A 17,927-nucleotide genomic window follows, 5' to 3' on the forward strand; every position below is an offset into this window, starting at 1 on the left:
CGCGCGCTACGACGGCTTCTTCCTTTTCTTCTTGAGGATTTTTGCCTGGGCCCGAAACCCAGAGGCCAGCGCCTTCATCTGGCCTGCGACAAACTCGTCGGCGGCCTTCTGGGCAGCCTTCTCCGCCACACGCGCCTGTTGCTTGAGTGACTTTGCCGGCTTCATGGGCCCTCACATCGGTCTCGTTATCTGCTCCTACGATCCTGTTTGGCTGGAGCCTTCTTGTCCTTCATCTCGGATTGGTCGGCGCGGCCCACGTTCATGCCGGTGGTATCCATCGAGCCCGTTGCCGTGGCCCCGTTCGTGTTCTCTGGTCTCTCCATGCCCGCCTGTGGGGCAGGACCGGTATTTTGGGCGAGAGCGGAGCCGCACATGACGGCGAATGCGGCGAGTGCGATGATCTGTTTCATGGCTGTCTCCCTTTTGCCAGACTACCTGTGCGCCGAGGAGTTGTTCCGCCCCGCATGAATTTTGACTAGGCGCATCTACCTGGCCGGGTTCGCAGCCAGGAACTTCCGATCTTTGCTGACGTTGGACGGCTATGACCGATCCCGCGTTGCGCGCGCAATCGTTCGAGATTGCCTGGAAATATCTCTGATGTTGCGCGGCGAGCGGCGCAGACTGCTGCTGTCGAACGCCGCGATCGATGCTTACCGGTTTCGGCCCATGCTCGTGACGCTAGACGCATGATCAATCCCGTTCGCCGAAACCAGGCGTTAAGAAACGCACAGTGTCGCTTTTCGCGATTACGATTCGTGCTTTGGGAACGAAGCGGAGTCGGACCGTGAACAAACAAGAAGCCCCCGAAGGGGCCTGGTTGGTGGCGGGAGCCGATCCCAGGAGCCAATGCACTCGCCAAGCGTTGAACGGCAAGTCGCGATTGCCAAGATCCGCATGGAGACCATTCAGGCCTATCTGGAACGAAAGCACCGGGAAATCGGGCTGCTGAATGATTGCCTGAGAAGCCCGTTGCATTTGGCTCGTGCGCAATCGGTCGATGAAGTCGTCAAGTCCAAATTCCGGATCGCCGCGGCACTGCGCGCGGAACATGCGCTGCACGATTGGAAAGCGACGGAGACGGCCTGGTCGCACGCGGCGTGTCCCACCAGCGGTCCGTTCGAGTTCAGCTACGACTATCAGCGCGCGGATCTCAGGGTGCGCGGCCCTTCGTTCTATGAACCTGAAACCGGCTGCACGAGCGAGACGATCTATACCGCCTCCGGCATGGCCGCGATCTCGGCGCTGCTGCTCGCCTCCGCAGAGATCATCGACAAGGCCGACATCCTGGTGCTGCCGGGCTCCTACGGCGAGACGCTGGAGCTGATCGAGCGCTTTGTCCCTCATTTGCGCCTTGTCACCTCCAGGCTGCCGCTGGACGAAGCATTTGCTCCGGCAGCCTCGGCGCAGATTCTCCTGCTGGATTCGTGCGCCCCTGCGGCGGCGTTCGAATCGGCTTTGCGCTGTAACGGCTCGGCGCTCGATCTGTTGATCTTCGACACGACATGCTTCGCCGGCAGATCGGGCCGGATCCGGCGTGTCATGAGATGGGCCGCGCGATGGGAAATTCCCGTCGTGTTGGTGCGAAGTCATAACAAGCTGGATTCGCTCGGGGTGGAATACGGCCGGCTCGGCTCTGCGGTTTTCGTTCGCTGGAGCGGGAAGGATCTCAGGGCAAGCCGTTTGATGTCCGAATGCCTGGCGGCGGAAACCGGCAATGCCGTACGGCTTCTCGGTGGCGCGGCATTGCCGGCACATTTTCCGCCCTTTGTGGGCACAGCGGCCTATTGGGCACTCACGAAAAAGCGCGTCGCGGCGATCTTGCGCAACGGCCGTCACACGGCGCGATATTTCGCCTCCGAACTAGCGGCGCTGTCGGCCGAGCTCCATTTCACCCACGGCCTCTATGTCACGCTCCGCGGCAGGCATGCCCTCGACGAGGCGACCGCGCGGCAAGCCGCCGAAGACATGAGCCGCGACCTGAGCCGCGACGGCTTTCCCATTCGACACGCCGGCAGTTTTGGTTTTGATTTCGCCGCGACCGAGTGGTTTCACGATGCGACGACGGATGAGTACAGCGTCCGGGTGGCGGTGCCTGATCTACCGACGGAGCTGTGGCGGGATCTTACGGCGGCGATCGCCCGGTGGTGGGCGGCGCATCACGGGCAGCTTGGCGAAGATTAGGCTCGTAGGATGGGTAGAGCCCTTGCGAAACCCATCGCTCGTATTGCGTCGGTCGAGTGACCGCCGTCATCGCCACACATGCGTATATATCAGCAGGAGGGGAGCATGTTCGCTCAAATGCCAGCACCGAGAGGTGAAGGGCTTGATGGGTTTCGCAAGGGAGGCTGGGCAAGTATCCAATGCATCTTCAATGCCGTAGAAAATTATCCGTTGTTGTACGAGGAGGCAGTCAGGAAATTCCATCAAAGTCGCCTTGGGCCCACGCGATAAGAACGATGTTCTACGACGCGGCCGCCGCAATGAATACTTGCCCAGCCTCAAGGGCTCTACCCATCCTACGGGCTGGAAAGATTTGCGGATTTCCAACCCGGTGCGAACCAAAGCGGTCTTTTGAGAGTGTCAGGCGCTGCTCTGACCAGCTTGTAGCCGCAATGAGCTGTCCGCCTTTAGTTTTGTATCCTGAGAAATAATAGACTAAGCGGAATCGCCGCGAAAACTTGCGGCAGATGGGCTTTTCGAGCGAGGATGCGAACACCACTAGTGCGGCGATCGTATCCAGAGGCGCGCACTGATGTCGTTTGACTCGAGCAGCCTCAAGCACGTTAGTTACCCGACGGCGAGAGCAATCGGCGTAATGCTCAACCCGAGCATGAGTATTACCGGCTTCTTGGCCACGGGCGCGAAGAAGGCTGCAAACGCGGCATGGGGCGCTGTGCGATCGGATCCGACGCGGCATTATGGCGAAGTAGCCAAGGCGCTGACAGAGCAGGGCGCGGCTCGCGACGCCCGCATCGATTCAATCATCAGTGCGCTGAAGCGGCGGCAGGGGAATGCGGCGCTATCGTCTGCGGTGGGCGATCGGACAGCGCTTGTGGGTGCAATCGGGGCGAATGCTTACGCTAGGAGCCTGTCCCGGTAATGGACTTGGGATCAAGCGAATCGAGTTCTGAGCGTTTTTTTGGAGACAAGTTTCTCCTTAGCGTACTGCTGCGAGTTTTGTGAGGTTGTGGGCGGTGCAGATCATGGCCCATTCGGCTTTGACCTTGTCGATGCCGCGCAGGAGGAACTGGCGGAAGCCTCTTGCCTGCTTGATCTGGCCGAAGACGGGCTCGACGATCTGTTTTCGCAATCGATACCGGCTTCGATAGCCTGCGCGCTTGAGCTTTGTGCTCATTCTGGCGATCAGCGTGCCGGATTTGAGCTTCCTTTTTGCCGTGGCCGCCTTGGTGCCGTGCTTTTGCCGTCCAGTGGCGACGTAGCCCTCGATCCGGCGTCGAACGAGCGTGCGAAGATTGGCTTGCGAGCAATAGCCCGCATCGGCCGATGCTTCATCCGGGTTCGTCCCGAGATTGGCTTTGATGGCATCGAGCAAGGGTGCGAGCTGCGCCTGATCGCTCGGCGAGTTGGTCAGCGTGTGCGCCACGATGATCTGATGGGCGCCATCGACGGCGGCCTGTGCGTTGTAGCCCTGGATGAAGCCGTTTTTGGTCGGCATCACGCGGCTGTCGGGATCGGTGAAGTTGCGTTGCGCCTTGTCGCTCGGCTCTGCCGTGACAGGCTTGGACTTGCGTCCCGGCCGGCCCCTGCCGCCGTCGCCGGAGCCGTCGTCGTCCGGCTTCGAGGCGGCTTTGGTTTCGGCAGCAGCCTTGGCTTCGGCTTCCAGCGCGGCCTTGGCGGCCCGGATCTTCTCGAGCCGCTTCTCTTTATTGGCCATCCAGTCCGGCATCTCGTCGCCGCGCTTCAAGGCTCCGAACTGGCGGTCCTCGGCCTTGTCGGTCTGAGCGGCTTCGGCGAACCAGCGTTGGACTTCGGCAGCAAGCCTCGGTTCGGCCTCTTTCATCCGGCCATAGCTCATCGCCTTGTTGATCCCGGCATTGGCCTTGATCTTGGTGCCATCGAGCGCCACATGGCCAAGCTTCACAAGGCCGGCCTCGCGGCACAGCTTCAAGACCTGCCGGAACAGGCCCGATAGCGCGGCCAGATGGCGCTTGCGGAACTCGCTGATCGTGCGGAAGTCCGGACGCTGCATCCCCGTTACTGCCGCAAAATCCAGCCGCTCCTCGCAGCCCCGAGCGATCCTGCGCGACGAGTAGATCCCCTGGCTGTAAGCATAAAGCAGCAGCGCCACCATCATGCCAGGATGATAGGGCGGAAAGCCGCGCTCCTCGTCGTAGGCATCCATGATCGCCGACAGGTCCAAACCCGTGCGAACCGTGTCGCGAACAAAGTGGGCCACGTGCCCGGGAGGCACCAAATCCTGGACCGACGGCGGCAGCAGCCAAACCTGATCAACGTCCCAAGGACGAAATGTCTTGCTCATCCGCCGTTTGAATCACGACGCTTGTGCTTCGTCGAGAAAAATCCGATTACTCGGACAGGCTCCTAGGCGGCGGGATTGATCTGCGGCGCATTCCAAACGAAAGAGGCGGCAACTGAGGCGGCTTACTCTAGTGGCTTGCCGTCTATCCCGACATCGCGTGTGATCTCGTGTCTGCACTTGCTGCATTCAAATGTCTGGGCTTCGTAGTCCCCCACCTTGTCGAGGTGAGGCCGTCGTCGGGACAGGCTCATTCGGCTGCCACAGACCGGGCAAACCAAAGTGTCGTCTGCGCCGTGGCTTCTTATTGGAATCATTACTTGCTCGCAATATGGAACCCGACCGCCAACTGAGGCGGCCTTACTCCCTGTCTATTGGGAAATTTACGCTCACCCCTTGAGTCGCCTGCGATCCAGTGCCGCGCGGGTCTCGAACAGGGCGACAATCAATCCGACCATCGTCAGCCCGACGGCTGCCATGATGAAGATCATACCAAACACGAATCACCCCCTCTATTGAGGTGTTTCTAAGTACCAAAGTGGACAATCGTTCAAAAGGCCAAAACAGGCCAGTACCGGAATTGACGCTGGATTTGCTCTCGAACCCGACCCGGGATTTTGTGATGTGGAATGAGAGAGCCGGTGGAAGAAGCTCGCCGCGCGTCGCTGCAATCGTAATGACAATGGTCGGATCAAAGAGCCAGCTTAGGGCCACCCCCGACCGCGCTTCGCGCATGTACGTTGAGCGGGCTCTTTCAATTGCGGAGAAGTATCATAAGTTCTTTGACCACGATAACCCCGCCGACTCATTCGTAATTACGGATGACTTCGTGTCCGCAGGGCGTATCAGCGGCGCAAAGAGTATCCCGATCTCGCGCTTGAAGATCGGAAGTTTCCATATGGTGGAGCTGTCGCCGAAAGTTGGTGACGGCGGGAATCGGGAAGGCGGCATATCGTGGGGGTGCTTGACGCCTCCACTTCTCCACCGAAGGAGCGATATGCCGTGTCCAACGATAACGTCATCCAACTGATTCAGCCAGGAATCTTCGACGATCAACTCACAGAAGTCTTGCGCAACGGGGCACGTGCCCTTCTCGCCAAAGCGGTCGAGGCTGAGGTCGCGGACTTTCTCGGCCAGCATGCCGATTTGAAGACCCGGGACGGCCACCAGCGCGTCGTCCGCCACGGTCACCTGCCGGAGCGCGAGGTGATGACCGGCATCGGTCCGGTCGCCGTCCGCCAGCCACGTGTACGCGATCGTGAGGTGGCCGCTGCCGATCCTGGCCGCATCCGGTTCTCGCCGTCGATCCTGTCGCCCTACATGCGCCGCTCGAAGTCGATCGAAACGCTGTTGCCGATCCTATATCTGAAGGGTATTTCGACTGGCGACTTCTCCGAAGCGCTGGCGGCGCTGCTTGGCAAGGATGCTGCCGGGTTGTCGGCATCCGCCATCGGCCGACTGAAGGACGGCTGGCTCGACGAGCACGGCGCGTGGCAGAAGCGCGATCTGTCGGCCAAGCGCTACGTCTACATCTGGGCTGATGGCATCCATCTCGAAGCCCGCCTCGAAGACGAAAAGCAGTGCATCCTCGTGCTGATCGGCGCGACGCCGGAGGGCCGCAAGGAACTGGTCGGCTTCACCGATGGCGCCCGTGAGAGCGCGCACGACTGGCGCGATCTGCTGCTCGACCTGAAGCGGCGCGGGCTCGACGTGCCCCCGCAGCTCGTCATCGCCGATGGCGCACTCGGGTTCTGGAAGGCGGCCGGTGAGGTCTGGCCGAAAACGCGCGAGCAGCGCTGCTGGGTGCACAAGACCGCCAACGTACTTGCCAAGCTGCCGAAGAGCCAGCAGCCGAAAGCCAAACGCGCGTTGCAGGAGATATGGATGGCCGAAACCAAGGCCACAGCCGAGCTGGCGTTCGACGCCTTCATCGAGAGCTACGCGCTGAAATACGAGAAGGCCGCCGATTGCCTGCGCAAGGATCGAGACACGCTGCTGGCTTTCTACGACTTCCCGGCAGAGCATTGGAAACACCTGCGCACGACCAACCCCATCGAAAGCACCTTCGCCACCGTGCGTCATCGCACGATCCGATCGAAGGGCTGTCTATCCAACAAGACCGCGCTCGCGATGGTCTTCAAACTGGTCGAGGGCGCCCAGAAAAATTGGCGTCGTCTCGATGGCCACAACCAGTTGCCAAAACTCGTTCTCGGTGTGACATTCAACAACGGGATCGAGGTCATCGCCAAGCCGACCGACCGTCAGCCCGCAACCGCCGCCGCCTGACCGGCTCCGGCCGTCACCAAAAATTGGCGATAGCTCCATATGGTGGAGGGCAAGCGACTGCAGGTGAACTCATCCGCAGAGCGTTATCAACGGGAGCTGGCTTATCTGCTGAGTATCCTGTGAACCGAAAGAGGCCGCCAACTGAGGCGGCAGGAAATTTTGGATTACTCAAAAGTGCATAGACCGATTCACCTAAGAACAGGTTGTGGCGTTCGAGAACAAACTAGGCCACCGCGAAATTCAACTTAAGCCACTAGGAGTTAAAACAGACCAGTACCCGGCGGCGCATGGGAACAGATCGGCAACTCCAGAACACATCCTGAACGCGGGGTTCTAGGCGCGCCGGTCGTGATTGTCGCGAGGGGCGGCCGTCCACCAATCCCATGCGTACCCGCCTGCGATCATGGTTGCGATCAGGCAGAGGCCGAAGACGATGAAGTTCGAGAATTCCATCGCCTTGGAGAGCGCCACCAGCGCCCAATTCATGCCGACGATGAAGGCCGTCATGAGCGCGAAGAGAATGGCGTTTCGGGTGTTGAACACGGCTACGGACCCTCGGTGGCTCTAAAGCTTGCCGAGACCATAGTTAACAAATCGCTAACAAGGTTGTCGCGCGCTCAGTCTTGCCCTACGGTTGCATTCCCGTTTCAGGGCGCGCTGATCGAGAGCGGCCAATTTTGATTGCACCATGAAGATTATCGCCGCCGCCATAGGGATATCGTTGCTTGGCAGCTCAGCGACCGCGCAACAGGCCGATCCCACGGCGCCAGTAGTTCAACTTCGCAAGGCCTACGACGACTGCGTTTATGGATCGGTCGCGGCTCAACTTCAGCAACTGCCTCCAGCCGCCAAGCAAAATGCCGATTTCAGTTCGATGGCCGAACAGGGCTTTCTGGCGGAAGCGATAGCAGCAGCACTGCGCCACCCATGATCCAAAGCGCGATCATGTTGCGCCCCTTGTCGCGCCGACTAGCCGGGAGGGGCGGGGAGCCGTTGAGAAATAAGGGGAATTTTGCGCAACAAGCGCAACACGTTTTGATAGGGCTAGTTGCCAGTAAGCGTCTGATATTACTGGCGATCCCAGCAGGATTGATTGATTTCAACAATTACAGGCACTTAAGGCACAGGTTAGGCAATTTTCCTGCCATTGTTTCCCATAGAAAAATTTGGCGATTGCCTAACCACCGGCAAGCACCTGGCAGCCATAGCCACCGTCCCGGCCATTATTTCTTTGCCACCTTTAGTATTCCTCTTCGCCAACCTTACTGTTTGTTGTGGGTCCTAAGAGTCTGTCCGGGATCATGCTGTTTTTTGGCAGAGCTTTCGCAGCATGAGGCGGATTGAGGCGAGGCGCAAGAACGCCAATGCCTTTCGGTTGAGGCACTCCCAATCCTTGGCCAAACGGCGGCAGCGGTTGAGCCAGGCGATGGTGCGTTCGACGATCCATCGCTTGGGCAAGATCGCAAAACTCTTTGCTGTATCGGAGCGCTTGACGATCTCGACGTCGATTTGCCGGAGGATTTTGCGAACGGCGGACTGAAAGATCGGCCCCTGATAGCCGCCGTCAGCATAGAGCTTCAGCAGGAATGGATGCAGGCCAAACAGCGTGGCCATCACCAGCACCCCACCGTCACGATCCTGGATGTCCGCCGAATGCACGAGGGCGTGGAGCAGCAAGCCTTGAGTATCGACTAGGATGTGGCGCTTCTTGCCCTTGATCTTCTTGCCCGCATCGTAGCCATGCGGGTCGATCCACGCCCCCCTTTTTCCGCGCTCTTGACGCTTTGACTGTCGATGATGGCGGCGCTCGGGCTGGGTTCTCGGTTAGCCAATTCTCGACATTGTACATAGAGCGCGTGATGGATGCGATCGAGCGTGCCGTTCCAAGCCCACAAGTCAAAATAGTCGTGCACCGTGCTGCGTGGCGGCAGGTCCTTCGGGATCGCTCGCCATTGGCAACCGGTGCTCAGCACATACATCAGGCCATTGATCACCTCGCGCACATCGACCGTGCGCTTGTTGCCGCCTCGCTTGGCTGGCGCAATCAGCGGCTCCACCAACGCCCATTCCTCATCAGTCAAATCGCTTGGATAGCGTAGCCGGCTTCGGTCGTAACGACCGCGGTTCTCCTTCGTCCACATGGGCGCCCCTTCGAATCGGACCGCCACCCTTGAATCATAAATGATTCCGATGATTCAAGATGTTCCCGGACAGACACTAAGAGTCTGTCCGGGATCATGCTGTTTTTTGGCAGAGCTTTCGCAGCATGAGGCGGATTGAGGCGAGGCGCAAGAACGCCAATGCCTTTCGGTTGAGGCACTCCCAATCCTTGGCCAAACGGCGGCAGCGGTTGAGCCAGGCGATGGTGCGTTCGACGATCCATCGCTTGGGCAAGATCGCAAAACTCTTTGCTGTATCGGAGCGCTTGACGATCTCGACGTCGATTTGCCGGAGGATTTTGCGAACGGCGGACTGAAAGATCGGCCCCTGATAGCCGCCGTCAGCATAGAGCTTCAGCAGGAATGGATGCAGGCCAAACAGCGTGGCCATCACCAGCACCCCACCGTCACGATCCTGGATGTCCGCCGAATGCACGAGGGCGTGGAGCAGCAAGCCTTGAGTATCGACTAGGATGTGGCGCTTCTTGCCCTTGATCTTCTTGCCCGCATCGTAGCCATGCGGGTCGATCCACGCCCCCCTTTTTCCGCGCTCTTGACGCTTTGACTGTCGATGATGGCGGCGCTCGGGCTGGGTTCTCGGTTAGCCAATTCTCGACATTGTACATAGAGCGCGTGATGGATGCGATCGAGCGTGCCGTTCCAAGCCCACAAGTCAAAATAGTCGTGCACCGTGCTGCGTGGCGGCAGGTCCTTCGGGATCGCTCGCCATTGGCAACCGGTGCTCAGCACATACATCAGGCCATTGATCACCTCGCGCACATCGACCGTGCGCTTGTTGCCGCCTCGCTTGGCTGGCGCAATCAGCGGCTCCACCAACGCCCATTCCTCATCAGTCAAATCGCTTGGATAGCGTAGCCGGCTTCGGTCGTAACGACCGCGGTTCTCCTTCGTCCACATGGGCGCCCCTTCGAATCGGACCGCCACCCTTGAATCACAAATGATTCCGATGATTCAAGATGTTCCCGGACAGACACTAAGCGAGGAGCAGCGCGCCAAGGCGCAACCCGCACATATTTTTGCTGAAGCGCCTTTAGCGTCCGGCCCGCAAACTCGTACTGCTGAGATAGCAAACCATTTCGGAGGTGAAGTGATGCAAGTTCAGACCTCGACCACAAAGAGCAAGCCGACGCAGCAGGCTCCTAAGCCCAAGCCTCAATGGGATGTCAGGTTTGAGCCGCATCCCGTCCTAGGGGCACCGTTCATGGTGCCGGTCGTTTTTTGATTGGGGGGAATAGCATTGCTTGTTCTTAACATGAAACCCGCGCCTCCCGGTGTGGGCCGGACTGTGGCTCATTTCGATCTGCAACTGACCGATGATTGCCGGATATTCGGCTTCAAGTTGGTGACCGGAAGCGGCGGACAATACGTTGTTCACGCCGCCAATATTCACGGCGTGAAGGCCGCAACATTCACTCGTGAGCTTCATCAGCAAATCACTCGCGCCGCAGCGCAGGCCTGGAGCAAAATTAACAATGACGAATGCGACGCAGCCTAAGGCAGCTAACGACAATAGACGTACTGAGTACAACGCGGAAGACCTCCTACAGACGGAATTCCCTCCGCTCAAATGGGCCGTTAAGCGTTACATCCCGGAAGGCCTTATCATTTTGGCGGGCCGCCCGAAGCTGGGCAAGACGTGGCTCGCGTATAGCACGGCCATCGCAATCGCGACGGGCGGGAAGGTGCTTGGCGTCGACTGCGAGCAGGGCGACGTACTTCAATATTCGCTTGAAGACAACTTTCGCAGAGCCAAGTCGCGAATTGTCACGCTCCTCCCGCCCAAGCTTGGCATGCCGCGACCGAGCCTTGACCGCCTGACCATCCGCACGGCGGCGCCCACAATGGACCGCGGGTTTATGAAGGAAGTTACGGAGTGGCACAGCCGCGCCGAGAATCCTCGTCTCCTGATCATCGACACACACGCAAAGATTAAGGAGCAGCGCAGGGGCAACCAAGACCCGTATCTGTCGGACTACTCGGCGATAGTGCCGCTTCAGGAGTTTTCGGGCGAGCACGGTCTGACAACTATCCTCGTCACGCACCTCAGAAAAATGGAAGGCTCGTCTGGCGACCCTATCGAGCAGGTGTCTGGCACCACCGGCGTTACCGGTGCGGCCGACATGATAATTGTGCTCGACCGCGACGAGAAAGGCGCGAAGCTATATGGCCGCGGCCGCGACGCGGAGGAATACGAAGTCGCCATGAAGTTCGACGGCGGCTTTTGGACCGTCCTTGGCGACGCTGACGAGGTGAAACAATCCGAGCAGCGCAGGGCAATCCTTGAGGCAATGCGCAGCACAAACGCGGCAATGTCACCGAGTGAAATAGCAAAAGCGGTTGGAATGAAATCGGAGGGCGTAAGCAGTCTCCTCCGCAAGATGTCGAAGGACGGCTTGGTGCAGAGCTACGCATACGGAGCGTGGCGACCAGTAGACCGTGCCGCCTAAAAATGACCGCCCCACACCAGCACCCGGTAAGACCGATCAGAGTCGGTAAGTCTGACCGCTTAAGCCTCACCGATCAGAGTAACGATCAGAGTTGGAGCCCCTATAACCCATTGATATAAAATCAAAATATAAGAACTCTGATCGCACTTATCACTTTGATCGGGGGCGGTTGAGATTAGTGCAGACTCTGATCGCTACGGAAAATGTAGCGTTCAGAGTCGATAAGACTCCGAGCAATGACACGAAGAGTTTCCTCTAAATGCTCCTTATAGACCTAGCCCTTTCACTTGCCACGGCAGGCGTCCCGGTGTTCCCGTGCAAGCCCGCCGACAAACGACCGCTGACTTCAAACGGGTTCAAGGCGGCCTCGGTCTTTCAGCATGTGATTCAACGATGGTGGTTCGACTGGCCTGATGCGCTAGTCGGAATGCCTACCGGCGAGCGGACCGGCGTCTGGGTGCTGGACATAGACGCGTATAAGGGCGCCACCGAGGCAGACCTGCCGCACCAACTGCCGCAGACCAAAACAGTACGTACCCGCAGCGGCGGGAAGCACTTCTACTTTAAGCATGTCGGGCTGGGCAATTCACCGGGCAGGCTGCCTGCGGCATGGGACGTGCGAGGCCAGGGCGGGTTTGTCCTCGTGCCGGGCAATCCCGGCTACGTGCTGGAGCGCGACCTGCCGCCCGCCGAGGCGCCCGAGTGGCTATTGGCCATGATCCGGCCCAAGCCCTATACGCCGCGCCCGAGCCAGCCATACGCGGCGCCGGACCACGACCGATACGTTGACGCTGCTGTGCTGGCAGAGCTTGCCGCGTTGGCTGGTGCAGCAGCTGGCTCACGCGGCACGCTGCTGAACCGCACCGCATTCACGCTCGGCACGCTGGTCGGTGCTGGTGCCTTGGATCGAGGAGAGGCCGAGCATGGCTTGCTAAACGCCGCTCATAGTTGCGGGCTGATAGCAGTCGACGGCGAGCGTGCGGTCCGGGCAGCCATAAGGCGCGGCCTGGACGCGGGCACCAGACAGCCGCGTGCACTGCCCGAGCGGGATAACACGCCGCTAATCGACGTCACCAAGCTGCTGCGCAAGTGCAGGGCATGACAGGAGGCGGGGGTAGGGGCGGCCTGACTCTCTCTGGATATGGTACTTACGGACCGGCCGCACAGTAGCAAGCTAAATTCCGCAGATTTCGAGATTATTTTTACTAGTGACACTTCTAGAAAACCCGCCGGCCGTACGGATTTTCGAATAGCCGGCCTTTAGCATTCGGCGGCGAAAGCCGTACTAGAGCCGCTGAAGCGGCCAGATATAAGCACCACGTCGAGGTTTTCATGAAAAGGCACACCCCACTCGAGTCCCGCCTTGCGCGCGCCGGCAGGCGCTCTGATTTGCGGCTCCTGCAAGATTACGCCGCGCCACCGGTGACGTCGGCCTGGATGCCGGCGAACGATAACGGTGCTAGCGGCACCCAGGTTGACCGCGTGGCCGAGATCCGGCCGTCGCCCGACGAAATGGTTCGGCTCGCCGCGAAGGACGCTATTCGCGCCCGCGACGGATATGGCCCCATCACTGCCGCGGAGCTTGATGCGCCGATGCGGGCGCGCCTGCGCATTGATAGGCGAGGGCAGATCACCGCTTGGCTCGGATCTGATGGGCGCTGGCATGACACTGCAGAGCTTTTCCGCCAGCCCAAAGGCAAGCGCCGCAAGACAGATGAAGAGCGGCAGGCAGATAACGCCAGGCACCTTTCCATTCCGGCCACGGGCGCGTTCCCCGAGCGATCGGGCTATGTCGAGAGCGGCTCGGAAGGCCAAGACTATCGGCGCAATCGCGCGGCCCGCTGGGCGCAGACATTATCCGCATGCAACGATAATAGGCGCCGGGAGATTGACCGCCTTGGCGTCGGCGGCGGGCACGCGTTCGGGGAGGCCTGGGCCAATGCGGGTTTGCCGCTGGCCTGTCGTATTCCAAGGTACATGACTGCCATCGCCCCGGGCGCCGAGTTCGTGGGGCATCGCCAGCACCACAACGTCACAGCGACACCCGGCAGCTTCGCCGGCCCGGCGAGCGGCCCCGAAGATGCCCTTATCGCCGCGCTAGACGCGCCGCAAATCGCTGCCGCACTGGCGGCCCATGCGGCGGTGTTGGAGGCTAGCCTAGATGGCCTGACGGCCCGCGAGATCGCCGCCGCTAATGGCTGGGGAAATACCAAGGTTGGTGAGCGCAAGGCCGTGGCAGCGCAGGACGATGCGCTGGCGGTGTTGGCTGGGATGGAGAAAAAGCTCGCGGCCTAGCAAGGAAACCATGGTCTAGCCTCATTTGAGACTGGAATCGCCGATCAATATCTCCCGTGCGCTAGAGCGGGGGAGACTGCGAGACGTGGCGAACGAGCGGCGACGTAATGTCTATGCTGCGCAGATATTGGTCGACGGCAGTGCTGTGCGGTGCAAGGTCCGCCACCTCACGGATTCCTCTGCGATCGTCCAAATCGATAACGCGCCTTTCGTGCCCGCGGCTTTCGGCCTGCGTGTTCCAAGTGCTGGCTTGGATATTGATTGCTCGGTTGTATGGCGTGATGAGCGCCGTCTCGCTGTGAAGTTTCTGAACTGACCGCCAATGTCTTTGTAGACGCACGTCCCTACCCTGAACTCGGACCGTATTGAGTTGTAGGGATGCTGATCCCGACGTGACGACTTCGGCGCGCGCCGGTTCGATCCCGGCGCACCCTTTTCGGCCTAAGCGCCGTGAAGCCGCCAAGCGGCTTTTTATTTCCCCCATCAATCGCAATTCCCAACATAGGAGTATGGCCGTATGGCCACTTTGAACAGCGTGCTCGATTCTATCGAGACGCATATCGGTTTTCCCCGCTCGCGCAGTTCTGGCGTCGCGCGGCGCTTGCAAGAGGCCGACCTTCTGCCCGTGGGCGCGCCCGGCATCGCGCCGGAATTGGATCAGCGCGACGTATGCCTCCTACTTGCCACGCTGATGTCGGCACCGAAACTGCACGAAGCCGTCGATCAGAGCTGTCGCCGAAAGTTGGTGACGGCGGGAATCGGGAAGGCGGCATATCGTGGGGGTGCTTGACGCCTCCACTTCTCCACCGAAGGAGCGATATGCCGTGTCCAACGATAACGTCATCCAACTGATTCAGCCAGGAATCTTCGACGATCAACTCACAGAAGTCTTGCGCAACGGGGCACGTGCCCTTCTCGCCAAAGCGGTCGAGGCTGAGGTCGCGGACTTTCTCGGCCAGCATGCCGATTTGAAGACCCGGGACGGCCACCAGCGCGTCGTCCGCCACGGTCACCTGCCGGAGCGCGAGGTGATGACCGGCATCGGTCCGGTCGCCGTCCGCCAGCCACGTGTACGCGATCGTGAGGTGGCCGCTGCCGATCCTGGCCGCATCCGGTTCTCGCCGTCGATCCTGTCGCCCTACATGCGCCGCTCGAAGTCGATCGAAACGCTGTTGCCGATCCTATATCTGAAGGGTATTTCGACTGGCGACTTCTCCGAAGCGCTGGCGGCGCTGCTTGGCAAGGATGCTGCCGGGTTGTCGGCATCCGCCATCGGCCGACTGAAGGACGGCTGGCTCGACGAGCACGGCGCGTGGCAGAAGCGCGATCTGTCGGCCAAGCGCTACGTCTACATCTGGGCTGATGGCATCCATCTCGAAGCCCGCCTCGAAGACGAAAAGCAGTGCATCCTCGTGCTGATCGGCGCGACGCCGGAGGGCCGCAAGGAACTGGTCGGCTTCACCGATGGCGCCCGTGAGAGCGCGCACGACTGGCGCGATCTGCTGCTCGACCTGAAGCGGCGCGGGCTCGACGTGCCCCCGCAGCTCGTCATCGCCGATGGCGCACTCGGGTTCTGGAAGGCGGCCGGTGAGGTCTGGCCGAAAACGCGCGAGCAGCGCTGCTGGGTGCACAAGACCGCCAACGTACTTGCCAAGCTGCCGAAGAGCCAGCAGCCGAAAGCCAAACGCGCGTTGCAGGAGATATGGATGGCCGAAACCAAGGCCACAGCCGAGCTGGCGTTCGACGCCTTCATCGAGAGCTACGCGCTGAAATACGAGAAGGCCGCCGATTGCCTGCGCAAGGATCGAGACACGCTGCTGGCTTTCTACGACTTCCCGGCAGAGCATTGGAAACACCTGCGCACGACCAACCCCATCGAAAGCACCTTCGCCACCGTGCGTCATCGCACGATCCGATCGAAGGGCTGTCTATCCAACAAGACCGCGCTCGCGATGGTCTTCAAACTGGTCGAGGGCGCCCAGAAAAATTGGCGTCGTCTCGATGGCCACAACCAGTTGCCAAAACTCGTTCTCGGTGTGACATTCAACAACGGGATCGAGGTCATCGCCAAGCCGACCGACCGTCAGCCCGCAACCGCCGCCGCCTGACCGGCTCCGGCCGTCACCAAAAATTGGCGATAGCTCCCGTCGATCATGCTCGGGCCTATAACGCGATGACTCCCGGCGGTGCAGTGCTAACGACCGACGCACCCGACTCCATTCCGCGCTCGGCGTTGGAATATCTGGACGTAATGTCCGAGATCGCTATCGGCGGGGCGTCCGACGCCGTGGACGACGTCCGCGGCCATGGCTTTCAATTTGTCCACGGGTGGCGCGAGCTTTCGGCGCACACGCCGGAAGGCACGGTGAAGCGATTTGTTTTGCCGGGACAGTTGGCATCGCATCAACAGGCACCTCATCGTATTGCTGGCGTCGTGAAGGGCGAGGCGTTCGTAAATTTAATGAAGGATTTGTTTTGATGGTATTGCTTAAGAAGAAAGAGGCGGCTGAATACCGCATCCCGTCCTTGGCGGACGCCGATCCGATGTATGCGGCACTACTGCAGAAACAGGCTGATTTGTATGCGCTACAATCGAAGCTGAACGGCGAGCTGCGGGATATTCAGAAGCAGATCGACGCGGCGGGCGGGGCTGGGCCAAGGGTACCGGTGCGGGTGGCGGAATTGCTCGGCGATGAGGCCGATAGCGCGCCGATGTTGGGCAAGCAAGCGGCGGACATCCGCGCAAAGCTGGCCGACGTCGAGACCGCTATTGAAATCGTCCGTCGCCGGTTGAGCGATGCGAAAGGGCCGGCGAGCCAGGCTGTCTGCCGGCTCGTCAAGCCGGAATACGGTAAGCGCGTTGCTGCGGTAGCGAAAGCGCTCGAAGCGCTCGCCGAGGCGCGAACTGGGTACGACGACTTGCGCAATCAGTTCGACGTCGAGGACGTCGCATGGGGCTCGTTGATCCCGTTGTCGCTTGGCTTCCTTGGCGATCCGAGCGGCGACGGCGGCCAGATTCCGCGGTTTATGCGGGACGTAAGGGAGGCGGGTTATGTCGATTGATTATGAGATGCGCGATTACGAGAAGACCAGCGCAACGAAGCGCCCGGCCTCGTCCCGCCGCCGGCTTGTCAAACTCCCCGGCGAAAAGCGCCATGTTGAGCGATCCGATTCCGCGATCTACTTCGCGCGTAAACTTGAGATCGACAAGCGCGAGCGACGAACGAGGGCGGCGTCCCGCAATGGGTGAGCCAGCTATCACGGGGTACGCGATTTCGTGGAATCAGCCCGCGGTCATTGCGGGCTCCTGGGAAGAACGTTTCGCGCGAGGAGCATTTGACGTTCACTTGCAGGAAAAGCCAGACGTCGTAGCCCTCTGGGCGCACGACGTCTCAAGGCCGCTGGCACGCGTCAGCAACGGCACGCTAAAACTCCGGTCGGATTTGGCCGGTCTTTGGTACTCGATCACACCGAACCCCGACTCTCCGCTCGGGCAGGAAGCGGTTGCGATGGTTGGGACCGACACCGTTAATGAGGTATCGGTTGGATTCTCATCGGAGATCGAAGAGTGGGAAGATACTGACTCCCTACCTCGGAGATTGATTACGCAGGCCCGCCTTATAGAGGTCTCGATTGTTTTATTTGGCGCATTTGGCAAAAACACATCGGCTGGAATTCGATCAGCTAACAACAGCCAGGCAGCCAAGCGACGCATCGAGGCCGCGCAGCGCCGTCGAGGGATTCTACGATGAACAATTCAATTGGATCTGTCCGCGAGTGGGACCGCTATCGCGTTGTTGACGTGATGCGAGTTTGGTGAACCATGAAATTTGGAACACTTCAGCGCATCGTCGCCGACAATGGCTTCGGCCGGCTATGGCTGGTTGATGCTCATGGTGTTGCGCACGCGATCACCCGCAAGGCGCTGCGCGAGGCGGGAGTCGTTCGCCCTTCGGCCGGCGATGCATTTGAATTCCTCGCGGCGAATGACGGCGAGGCCGTGCAGTTGCGGAAGATCGCGGCGTGATTGCCATTCAAGAATTCGCCGCCGAATTCAAGTGTGGCGGTAGGTGGCAATCTTGCCGCGTTGTCGGGCTTGCCGGTGAGCCGAGCGATTTGCGGTTCGTCGTAATAGTAGACGGGCAGATCGCCTATGCTGATACGGTTAGCGAAGTTCGTCACCTCGCACCGACACCGGAGCCGTTTGGGTGACCAGGCCGG

Annotated in this window: 21 protein-coding genes; 15 read left to right on the top strand and 6 right to left on the bottom strand. The window is 60.1% G+C overall.

What is annotated here, in order from left to right:
• Nucleotides 1–6: 6 nt before the first annotated feature.
• Nucleotides 7–165, bottom strand: a complete 159-nt coding sequence (locus IVB18_RS24795; RefSeq protein ID WP_247991519.1) for a hypothetical protein — start codon at nucleotides 163–165, stop codon at nucleotides 7–9.
• A 20-nt stretch (nucleotides 166–185) separates the two neighbouring features.
• Nucleotides 186–410 (bottom strand): hypothetical protein, encoded by a 225-nt coding sequence (locus IVB18_RS24800; RefSeq protein WP_247991520.1) that lies wholly within the window; start codon nucleotides 408–410, stop codon nucleotides 186–188.
• 484 nt (nucleotides 411–894) lie between these two features.
• Between IVB18_RS24800 and IVB18_RS24805 the strand changes: the two genes are divergently transcribed.
• The gene (locus tag IVB18_RS24805) at nucleotides 895–2,181 is read left to right on the top strand and encodes a hypothetical protein (RefSeq protein ID WP_247991521.1); all 1,287 of its coding nucleotides are present in this window, start codon (nucleotides 895–897) and stop codon (nucleotides 2,179–2,181) included.
• A gap of 976 nt (nucleotides 2,182–3,157) precedes the next feature.
• On the opposite strand, the gene IVB18_RS24810 is transcribed toward IVB18_RS24805, so the two are convergent.
• Nucleotides 3,158–4,501 (bottom strand): IS1182 family transposase, encoded by a 1,344-nt coding sequence (locus IVB18_RS24810; protein ID WP_247986834.1) that lies wholly within the window; start codon nucleotides 4,499–4,501, stop codon nucleotides 3,158–3,160.
• Nucleotides 4,502–5,500: 999 nt separating this feature from the next.
• On the opposite strand from IVB18_RS24810, the gene IVB18_RS24815 reads away from it, so the two are divergent.
• A complete protein-coding gene (locus IVB18_RS24815; protein ID WP_247989419.1) occupies nucleotides 5,501–6,784 on the top strand; it encodes an IS256 family transposase in 1,284 nt (427 codons plus the stop codon).
• A gap of 333 nt (nucleotides 6,785–7,117) precedes the next feature.
• Here IVB18_RS24815 and IVB18_RS24820 read toward each other — a convergent pair whose 3' ends face one another.
• Complete coding sequence (locus IVB18_RS24820) at nucleotides 7,118–7,327, bottom strand: hypothetical protein (protein ID WP_247991522.1); 210 nt, start codon at nucleotides 7,325–7,327, stop codon at nucleotides 7,118–7,120.
• Between the two features lie 145 nt (nucleotides 7,328–7,472).
• Between IVB18_RS24820 and IVB18_RS24825 the strand changes: the two genes are divergently transcribed.
• Nucleotides 7,473–7,715 carry a hypothetical protein gene (locus tag IVB18_RS24825; protein ID WP_247991523.1) on the top strand — a complete coding sequence of 81 codons (243 nt, stop codon included), beginning with the start codon at nucleotides 7,473–7,475 and terminating at the stop codon, nucleotides 7,713–7,715.
• A gap of 368 nt (nucleotides 7,716–8,083) precedes the next feature.
• Here IVB18_RS24825 and IVB18_RS24830 read toward each other — a convergent pair.
• A protein-coding gene (locus IVB18_RS24830; RefSeq protein ID WP_247801096.1) for an IS5 family transposase occupies nucleotides 8,084–8,925 on the bottom strand; the annotation gives its coding sequence in 2 pieces (ribosomal slippage) (nucleotides 8,084–8,553 and nucleotides 8,553–8,925; 843 coding nt in all).
• A 94-nt stretch (nucleotides 8,926–9,019) separates the two neighbouring features.
• Nucleotides 9,020–9,861 (bottom strand): IS5 family transposase gene (locus IVB18_RS24835; protein WP_247801096.1). Its coding sequence is split into 2 segments (ribosomal slippage): nucleotides 9,020–9,489 and nucleotides 9,489–9,861, totalling 843 coding nucleotides; the frame shifts between segments, so codons are not numbered across the junction.
• Nucleotides 9,862–9,901: 40 nt separating this feature from the next.
• Between IVB18_RS24835 and IVB18_RS24840 the strand changes: the two genes are divergently transcribed.
• The 12 genes from IVB18_RS24840 (at nucleotide 9,902) to IVB18_RS24895 (ending at nucleotide 17,733) form a co-directional block, all read left to right on the top strand.
• Complete coding sequence (locus tag IVB18_RS24840; protein ID WP_247991524.1) at nucleotides 9,902–10,186, top strand: hypothetical protein; 285 nt, start codon at nucleotides 9,902–9,904, stop codon at nucleotides 10,184–10,186.
• Between the two features lie 15 nt (nucleotides 10,187–10,201).
• Nucleotides 10,202–10,459, top strand: a complete 258-nt coding sequence (locus IVB18_RS24845) for a hypothetical protein (protein ID WP_247991525.1) — start codon at nucleotides 10,202–10,204, stop codon at nucleotides 10,457–10,459.
• A complete protein-coding gene (locus tag IVB18_RS24850; RefSeq protein WP_247991526.1) occupies nucleotides 10,437–11,411 on the top strand; it encodes an AAA family ATPase in 975 nt (324 codons plus the stop codon). Before IVB18_RS24845 ends, IVB18_RS24850 begins: the two co-directional genes overlap by 23 nt.
• Before the next feature lie 259 nt (nucleotides 11,412–11,670).
• A complete protein-coding gene (locus tag IVB18_RS24855; protein WP_247991527.1) occupies nucleotides 11,671–12,513 on the top strand; it encodes a bifunctional DNA primase/polymerase in 843 nt (280 codons plus the stop codon).
• 230 nt (nucleotides 12,514–12,743) lie between these two features.
• Nucleotides 12,744–13,706 carry a hypothetical protein gene (locus IVB18_RS24860; protein ID WP_247991528.1) on the top strand — a complete coding sequence of 321 codons (963 nt, stop codon included), beginning with the start codon at nucleotides 12,744–12,746 and terminating at the stop codon, nucleotides 13,704–13,706.
• A 517-nt stretch (nucleotides 13,707–14,223) separates the two neighbouring features.
• Complete coding sequence (locus IVB18_RS24865; RefSeq protein ID WP_247991529.1) at nucleotides 14,224–14,496, top strand: hypothetical protein; 273 nt, start codon at nucleotides 14,224–14,226, stop codon at nucleotides 14,494–14,496.
• A 34-nt stretch (nucleotides 14,497–14,530) separates the two neighbouring features.
• Nucleotides 14,531–15,814: an IS256 family transposase gene (locus IVB18_RS24870; RefSeq protein ID WP_247989419.1), complete on the top strand. Its 1,284-nt coding sequence runs from the start codon at nucleotides 14,531–14,533 to the stop codon at nucleotides 15,812–15,814.
• Between the two features lie 143 nt (nucleotides 15,815–15,957).
• Complete coding sequence (locus IVB18_RS24875; protein ID WP_247991530.1) at nucleotides 15,958–16,185, top strand: hypothetical protein; 228 nt, start codon at nucleotides 15,958–15,960, stop codon at nucleotides 16,183–16,185.
• Nucleotides 16,185–16,769 (top strand): hypothetical protein, encoded by a 585-nt coding sequence (locus tag IVB18_RS24880; protein WP_247991531.1) that lies wholly within the window; start codon nucleotides 16,185–16,187, stop codon nucleotides 16,767–16,769. The genes IVB18_RS24875 and IVB18_RS24880 overlap by 1 nt, the downstream gene beginning before the upstream one ends.
• A 7-nt stretch (nucleotides 16,770–16,776) precedes the next feature.
• Nucleotides 16,777–16,956, top strand: a complete 180-nt coding sequence (locus IVB18_RS24885) for a hypothetical protein (protein ID WP_247991532.1) — start codon at nucleotides 16,777–16,779, stop codon at nucleotides 16,954–16,956.
• Complete coding sequence (locus tag IVB18_RS24890; RefSeq protein WP_247991533.1) at nucleotides 16,949–17,458, top strand: HK97 family phage prohead protease; 510 nt, start codon at nucleotides 16,949–16,951, stop codon at nucleotides 17,456–17,458. The genes IVB18_RS24885 and IVB18_RS24890 overlap by 8 nt, the downstream gene beginning before the upstream one ends.
• Before the next feature lie 71 nt (nucleotides 17,459–17,529).
• Nucleotides 17,530–17,733 (top strand): hypothetical protein, encoded by a 204-nt coding sequence (locus IVB18_RS24895; RefSeq protein WP_247991534.1) that lies wholly within the window; start codon nucleotides 17,530–17,532, stop codon nucleotides 17,731–17,733.
• The last annotated feature ends 194 nt before the right edge of the window (nucleotides 17,734–17,927 follow it).

The sequence above is a fragment of the Bradyrhizobium sp. 186 genome (genome assembly GCF_023101685.1).
Classification (GTDB): domain Bacteria; phylum Pseudomonadota; class Alphaproteobacteria; order Rhizobiales; family Xanthobacteraceae; genus Bradyrhizobium.

Bases quoted from the DNA above. Each gene is read 5' to 3' on its own strand.
- IVB18_RS24795 (WP_247991519.1), bottom strand. From the start codon at position 165: ATGAAGCCGGCAAAGTCACTCAAGCAACAGGCGCGTGTGGCGGAGAAG.
- IVB18_RS24800 (WP_247991520.1), bottom strand. From the start codon at position 410: ATGAAACAGATCATCGCACTCGCCGCATTCGCCGTCATGTGCGGCTCC.
- IVB18_RS24805 (WP_247991521.1), top strand. From the start codon at position 895: ATGGAGACCATTCAGGCCTATCTGGAACGAAAGCACCGGGAAATCGGG.
- IVB18_RS24810 (WP_247986834.1), bottom strand. From the start codon at position 4,501: ATGAGCAAGACATTTCGTCCTTGGGACGTTGATCAGGTTTGGCTGCTG.
- IVB18_RS24825 (WP_247991523.1), top strand. From the start codon at position 7,473: ATGAAGATTATCGCCGCCGCCATAGGGATATCGTTGCTTGGCAGCTCA.
- IVB18_RS24840 (WP_247991524.1), top strand. From the start codon at position 9,902: ATGATTCCGATGATTCAAGATGTTCCCGGACAGACACTAAGCGAGGAG.
- IVB18_RS24850 (WP_247991526.1), top strand. From the start codon at position 10,437: ATGACGAATGCGACGCAGCCTAAGGCAGCTAACGACAATAGACGTACT.
- IVB18_RS24855 (WP_247991527.1), top strand. From the start codon at position 11,671: ATGCTCCTTATAGACCTAGCCCTTTCACTTGCCACGGCAGGCGTCCCG.
- IVB18_RS24860 (WP_247991528.1), top strand. From the start codon at position 12,744: ATGAAAAGGCACACCCCACTCGAGTCCCGCCTTGCGCGCGCCGGCAGG.
- IVB18_RS24865 (WP_247991529.1), top strand. From the start codon at position 14,224: ATGGCCACTTTGAACAGCGTGCTCGATTCTATCGAGACGCATATCGGT.
- IVB18_RS24875 (WP_247991530.1), top strand. From the start codon at position 15,958: ATGTCCGAGATCGCTATCGGCGGGGCGTCCGACGCCGTGGACGACGTC.
- IVB18_RS24880 (WP_247991531.1), top strand. From the start codon at position 16,185: ATGGTATTGCTTAAGAAGAAAGAGGCGGCTGAATACCGCATCCCGTCC.
- IVB18_RS24885 (WP_247991532.1), top strand. From the start codon at position 16,777: ATGCGCGATTACGAGAAGACCAGCGCAACGAAGCGCCCGGCCTCGTCC.
- IVB18_RS24890 (WP_247991533.1), top strand. From the start codon at position 16,949: ATGGGTGAGCCAGCTATCACGGGGTACGCGATTTCGTGGAATCAGCCC.
- IVB18_RS24895 (WP_247991534.1), top strand. From the start codon at position 17,530: ATGAAATTTGGAACACTTCAGCGCATCGTCGCCGACAATGGCTTCGGC.